3 protein-coding genes are annotated in these 6,535 nt (G+C 37.2%); all 3 read left to right on the top strand.

Features of this window, described 5'->3' with window-relative positions; all coding sequences use genetic code 11:
• On the top strand, positions 1–195 hold a 195-nt coding region (locus tag HMPREF9074_RS10960; protein ID WP_156961119.1), incomplete at its 5' end, for a TonB-dependent receptor plug domain-containing protein.
• Between the two features lie 39 nt (positions 196–234).
• Positions 235–1,464 carry a 2-oxoglutarate dehydrogenase complex dihydrolipoyllysine-residue succinyltransferase gene (gene odhB / locus HMPREF9074_RS10955; protein WP_009390393.1) on the top strand — a complete coding sequence of 410 codons (1,230 nt, stop codon included), beginning with the start codon at positions 235–237 and terminating at the stop codon, positions 1,462–1,464.
• A 214-nt stretch (positions 1,465–1,678) separates the two neighbouring features.
• The coding region (locus HMPREF9074_RS10950; RefSeq protein WP_034540801.1) for an isopeptide-forming domain-containing fimbrial protein at positions 1,679–6,535 on the top strand (4,857 nt) is incomplete at its 3' end.

The following is a 6,535-nucleotide window of genomic DNA, read 5'->3' as shown; positions in this document are numbered from 1 at the left end:
GGAGTGCCTTCTAATACTGACCTTTTGGTGATAGTAGATGGCAAAGAAATGTATGCTACTGAAGCAACAAATTTTATGAGTAATATATCCCCTGAAAAGATTGATAGCATTATGGTGCTGAAAGACCCTATAGCTCTTACTAAATATGGTGATAAAGGTAAGAACGGGGTACTTATTGTTACATTAAAGAAATAATGACTAATTACTGTTTTTTAAAACTAAAACTAAAATACTATGTTAGAAATGAAAGTTCCCTCACCAGGTGAGTCAATAACTGAAGTAGAAATAGCCCGTTGGTTGGTAAAGACGGGAGATTATGTAGAAAAAGATCAAGCTATAGCTGAAGTAGATTCAGATAAGGCTACTCTTGAACTTCCAGCAGAGGCAGCGGGCGTTATCACCCTACAAGCTGAAGAGGGTGAAGCTGTGAAAGTAGGACAAGTGGTTTGTTTGATAGATACTGCAGCTCCTAAACCAGCAGGAGGTCAGACATCAGAAGTTAAAGTAGAGATACCTAAACAAGAAGTTTCAAAACCAGCTCCAGCACCAGCGCCAACAGCTTCCACTCCAGCAGTTCCTTCATATGCTGCACAGGCTCCGAGTCCTGCTGCACGCAAGATATTAGCAGAGCGTGAGATACCAGCCGCCGCTGTAAGTGGTACAGGTAAAGGAGGGCGCATTACTAAAGATGATGCTCTAAAGGCTTCAAAACCTTCAATGGGAACACCTACAGGCGGTGTTCGTACCGAGATGCGTGCTAAGATGAGTATGCTACGCCGTAAAGTAGCTGAACGCCTTGTAAGTGCTAAGAATGAAACTGCTATGCTTACTACTTTTAACGAAGTGGATATGACAGCTATTTACGACCTCAGAGCACAATATAAAGATGCTTTTAAAGAGCGTCATAATGTAGGGCTTGGTTTTATGTCTTTCTTTACATTGGCAGTGGTGCGTGCTCTTAAGCTCTTCCCTGATGTAAATTCGATGATAGACGGACAAGACAAAGTGACTTATCAGTATTACGATATATCTATTGCTGTATCAGGGCCTAAAGGGTTGATGGTACCTGTAATAAGAAATGCTGAAAACCTTTCGTTTAGAGGGGTAGAGGCTGAAGTGAAACGCTTAGCCACTCGTGCTCGTGACGGACAGATAACTGTAGACGAGATGACAGGAGGTACCTTTACCATTACTAATGGAGGTGTGTTTGGTTCGATGCTTTCAACCCCTATAATCAATCCTCCTCAATCAGGGATATTAGGAATGCATAACATAGTAGATCGTCCTATTGTAAGAAACGGACAAATAGTGATAGCACCGGTGATGTATGTAGCACTTTCATACGACCACCGTATTATAGATGGGCGTGAGTCAGTAGGATTTTTAGTAGCGGTAAAAGAAGCTCTTGAAAATCCGGTAGAATTATTGATGAACGGTGATGTAAAAGCAGCTTTAGAATTATAGATTGAATTTTGAATTATAGAAAAAGCGGTGTTTGTGAAAAACATCGCTTTTTTATGTATAATAGTATAAAGTGTTAAAAAGATGTTAATTGCAATAAAAAATAAGGAGCTTAAGAATAAAAAATGTACCTTTGCAGTTGAAACGGGAAGTATAACTATTAGCCAACCGCTCATCTATTGTTTAAATATTTATCTAATTTATAGTATCTTATAGTATGAAACGAATAATACTATTACAATGTTTCTTTTTAGCAGCTATATGGGTTGCTACAGCACAAACACAAACTACTTTTAACGAGCGTTATAAAGCTACTGTCAAAGGAGATATGATAGTGGTAGGAAATACTGTAATTGGTACTACCAAAACAGGTGATAATAATAATCGAAATCTCAATAATAATGATGTAAAACAAGTTTATATAGATATAGATAATGATTCTAATACTTTCAATTCAAGTTCAGCAGAGGTAAAAGATCCTAATCCTACTAGTGCTTGTCCTCGTAAAGTGAAAAAAGCTTATCTTTATTGGGCTTCTTTTCCTCTTTCTGAAAGAAATGATTGGCTCACTACCAAAGTAGATAAGTCAAAGGTCAAAAAAGTAAAGTTTAAGATTGATAATGGAGCCTATCAAGAAATTATAGGAGATGAAGTTTACAATAACAAATCAACTATTTTTATATATAGAGCTGATATTACTGACAAACTCAATAAGGTCGCAGGTACCTATACTGTAGCCGACCTACAAGCAGGACAAGGACGTGGTTGGGGGCTAACAGCAGGTTGGACTCTTTTTATTGTTTACGAAGATACCTCTAAACCAGCACGCAATATTACCTTATTTGATGGCTATACAGAGGTAGACGCAGGACATCCTCGTACAGTAAAAGTATCAGGGTTTAAAACAGTGCCAGCTCCACTACCTGTAAATGCTAAAATTGCTTTTGCAGCAGTAGAAGGTGATGCTACGGGAACGGGTGACCAATTAAAGATAACTACTAATAAAATATCAAATGAAGTTCTTTATGCACCAGATCGTCCTTATAATAATTTCTTTAATAGTACCATTACTGATGAAAATGGTATAAACTACAATCGTAAACCAAAATCTAATAATATGCTTGGTTTCGATATAGGAGTGTTTAAATTAGAGAATGCTAATAAACGTATTTTAGGTAATGATACTACTGAAGCAAGTTTACACCTTACAAGTGCAGGTGATTACTATGTGCCCTTTATGTTTGCTTTTAATGTAGAGGTTATTGAGCCTATAGTACTGATGAGTAAACGGGTGTTTAATTCAGCTAACCAAGATGTTACAGGTAAAAATACTATTGCTTTGGGTGAGACTTTACGTTATGAAATAAAATTTCAAAACCAAGGAAATGATAATGCTAAAGACTTAGAGATTACTGATATAATTACCGATAACTTAGAGTCCTCAATTACTAATATAACTCCTTCTGACAATAAGATTACTACTAATTACAATCCTACTAATCGTAAACTGATAATAAGTGTACCTGATGAGTTAGTGAAGAAAAATGGTAAGGAATATACAATTTCTTTTAATGTAAAAGTAACCAATAAATGTAACCAATGGAAAAATCCGTGTGCTAATGAGATAAAAAATATAGCCTATGCCACTTATAAAGGTGAGTTAAATAATACTACTACTTTTACTCCAAAAAGTTCGAGTACTCTCTTTACAGCTTGTGGCTCAGGAGTAGAAGGGCCTTCTAATTTTATCGTAAATGCCAATTTTAGTAACTGTACCTTTAAGAATGATCCTGTTGTACTATGTCAACCCTCATTGGTGCTTACAGCAACAGCAGGTTTTACCTCTTATACGTGGTCAAAAGTAGGCGATGCCTCTTTTAACCGTACGGGGGCTGCTATAACTGTTACAGAAGCAGGTACTTATAAGGTTGCTAAATCAAAAACAGGCTGTGCAACTATGTATGAAGAGTTTGAGGTAAACCCTAATGATAAAGAAGCGGCACACCCTATAGAAAAGAAAATAATAGACAAAGAAATTTCAGGAGAGATATATGTATGTTCTTCTGATGGTAAGAAGTACCCACAGGTATATCTTTGTGGTAAAGATGCTTCCCTTAATATAAAATTAGCAGTAGCTAATGCTGAAAGTTATGTGTGGGAAAAGATGACTGCTACTTGTGCAGGAAAATCACTTGACTGTCCTGCAAGTCGCCCTTCTCAAGCTAGTTGTTGGTCAGCATTTGGTACAGGGGCTGAAAAACAGATAACAGCAGCAGGTGATTACAGACTAACAATTACTTATGCTGGAGGCTGTGTTGTTACCTATTATTTTAGAGTTACTAAAGATGATACAGAGCTAAAAGCTAACGTTAAAAACGAAATATGCAATACTAAAGGAAGTATCACTATAGATGCTTTGGGAGCAGGTTTCAAATATACGCTAAAGCAGAACAACATCATTGTTAAATCTTGGCAAACTAGTCCAGTGTTTAGTGGTCTGAGTGCAGGTATTTATAAAGTATTAGCTACCAATCCAAGTGCTAATACTACAAGTGTAGTAACTTGTATATACGAAATAGAAAAGACAGTACTACAGAAAACTCCTAAGTTAAAGCTGACAGTTACTAATCCGCTTTGTAAAGGAGGTAATGGTAGCTTGCAAGTGCAGCTTTCTGATGCGCCTTATTATCCTTATACTTATAAGATATATAAAGATAATATCTCAGGAGCTTTAGTAGAACAAAAAGTGATTACCTCGGCTACTGATGCCGCAGCAGCTGGTTTTACAAAAGCATTACCTGCAGGTATTTATGTAGTAGTAGTAGAAAATAATGATGGTTGTACTATACGTGCTACAGATAAGATAATAGAGCCTACCTTATTGAAATTAGATGTAGCTCCTCATGATATTATGTGTAATGAAGGTACTATAAATGTATCAGCACAAGGCGGTACAAAAGATAGTAATGGTTATACTTTCGAACTTTACAAAGCAACTACTTTCATAGCACGAGCATCTTCACAAGCTTCGCATACTTTTACAATAACTGATAAAGGAGCTTATACTGTGAAAGTGATAGATGCTAATAACTGCGAGACTACTAAAACAATAACTATACAAGAACTTCCAGCACCTACTATAGGAGCTATTACGCCTCAGCTATACGATTGTGGAGCTAAAGTGAAAATAGTGTTCCCTGAACCGAAAAGTACGGTTAGTTATACTTATGAGTATAGCCTTATAAGTGCTAAACAGACATCTCGCGAGTTTTTAAATCTTACACCAGGTCAATCAGTTACCCCTCGTCTTTATTACACTTATGGAGGCAAAACCTGTCAAATAGATTTACTTACAGTTCAACTTCCTAATGCTGCTAATGGTAACCTTATCGCTTCAGCAGGGGTGGCTCAATTAGTAGGGTGTGGTACAGGTGTAAACGCAGGAAAGGCTTTAGTACATTTTACCAATGTACAAGGAGGGGTAGGTACTATTACCTATAACTTTGGTGATGGGGTTTGGACAACTACTTCTTCTAAGTGGTTAGCGCCAGGTACTTATAATCTATCAGTAAAAGATGGTATAGGTTGTGCGCGTACGAATCTGAAAGTAGAGGTAAAAGACAAACCTAAAGCACCTGTATTTAGTAATACGTCCGTAACCTATACTTGCGATGGTAAAGGAACTGTAACTATTAAGAATGATAAACTAAGTTATACTTATAAATATCAGTTAGACGGTGGGGCTGAAACTACTACAGCACAATTCTCTAACTTACCACCGGGTATTCATACTATTACTATTAAGTATGATGACCCATTGGCTACGCAGCGGGGAATACTATTAAAAGAAGACTTTGGTAAAGGGAACCCTTATACAACCCCACCACCAGGTATGACCCCTGCTTATACATTGATAGACCCGAGAACTCAATACTTAGCTTGGAATATGTATTTTGTGGCAGGTAAGAAAGATCTTGGAGGTACTACTAAAAGTTGGTGGAACGGCTCTGCTCACTTTCCTAACGACCATACCAATCCATCTGACAATAGTTCGCGCTATTTAGCAGTAGACTTTGGTCCTCTTATAGAACAAGGAGCCATTTTCTATGAAAAAGATGTGACAGATGTATTACCCAATCAACCTATAGAATTCGAAATGTTTGGATTCAACTTGGTGAGTTCTTATAGCGGAACAGAATGTGTAAATCCTGTGATGATAATGGAGATTGTAGCCCTTGATGATGCAGGCAATATAGTACAAGAGGGAGGTACTGACAAAATATTAGGACGTATAGAATCGCAAGAAATACCTCAGAATGGCAATAATATGAACGCTTGGTTCCGTTTTGCTTCTGATGGTACGGGGGTTAATACAGGGGTAAGCCCTGTAGCCAAAATAAATCCTGGTACTTACAAGCATTTAAAGATAAGAATACGTACTAAATGGAATACCAAGGCTTGCAATGACTTTGCTTTTGATGATGTAACAGTCTATCAGGTACCAGAGTCTTGTGGTTTTACAGCTACTCATACTGTAAAAATAGAAGATGGTAAAGGTTTTGCAGTAGATACCTCTACTGAACAGATTACTTCTGCTAAGTGTAATGGAGAATTAGGACAATATAAAGTAAAACTAAAAAATATGCCTAATGGGCAGTACTATTATGCAGTAAGTGGTTATAATAATTTCAATTTCAACGCTTCTACTCCTAACAATGATACCTTTGTATGGAATGGTTATGTGGGTAATTATACCGTAAAATTCCGAGGAGATCTGAACAATCCTAACTGTGAGTTTACGCGAACCTTTACGATTACTCAGCCTGCAGCTCTTACGCTTAGTTTAGATGCGAGTAAGTCAGATACATATTTGGCTTGTAATCCAGCTACGGCACGTGTAACGATGACTGCTACAGGGGGTACACTACCTTATAGTTATGCACTTTATAAGGGTACAGTTACTATTACAGCAGCGCAAACCAGTCCTCAGTTTACTCTTACTCAAACAGGTACTTATAGGGTTATAGTAACAGACGCTAACGGTTGTCAGCAAAATAATAATTTCACTATTATT

It is taken from the genome of Capnocytophaga sp. oral taxon 329 str. F0087 (genome assembly GCF_000213295.2).
GTDB lineage: Bacteria > Bacteroidota > Bacteroidia > Flavobacteriales > Flavobacteriaceae > Capnocytophaga > Capnocytophaga leadbetteri_A.
The sequence above is the reverse complement of the archived record's forward strand: the minus strand, read 5'-3'. Positions and strand labels throughout refer to the sequence as shown.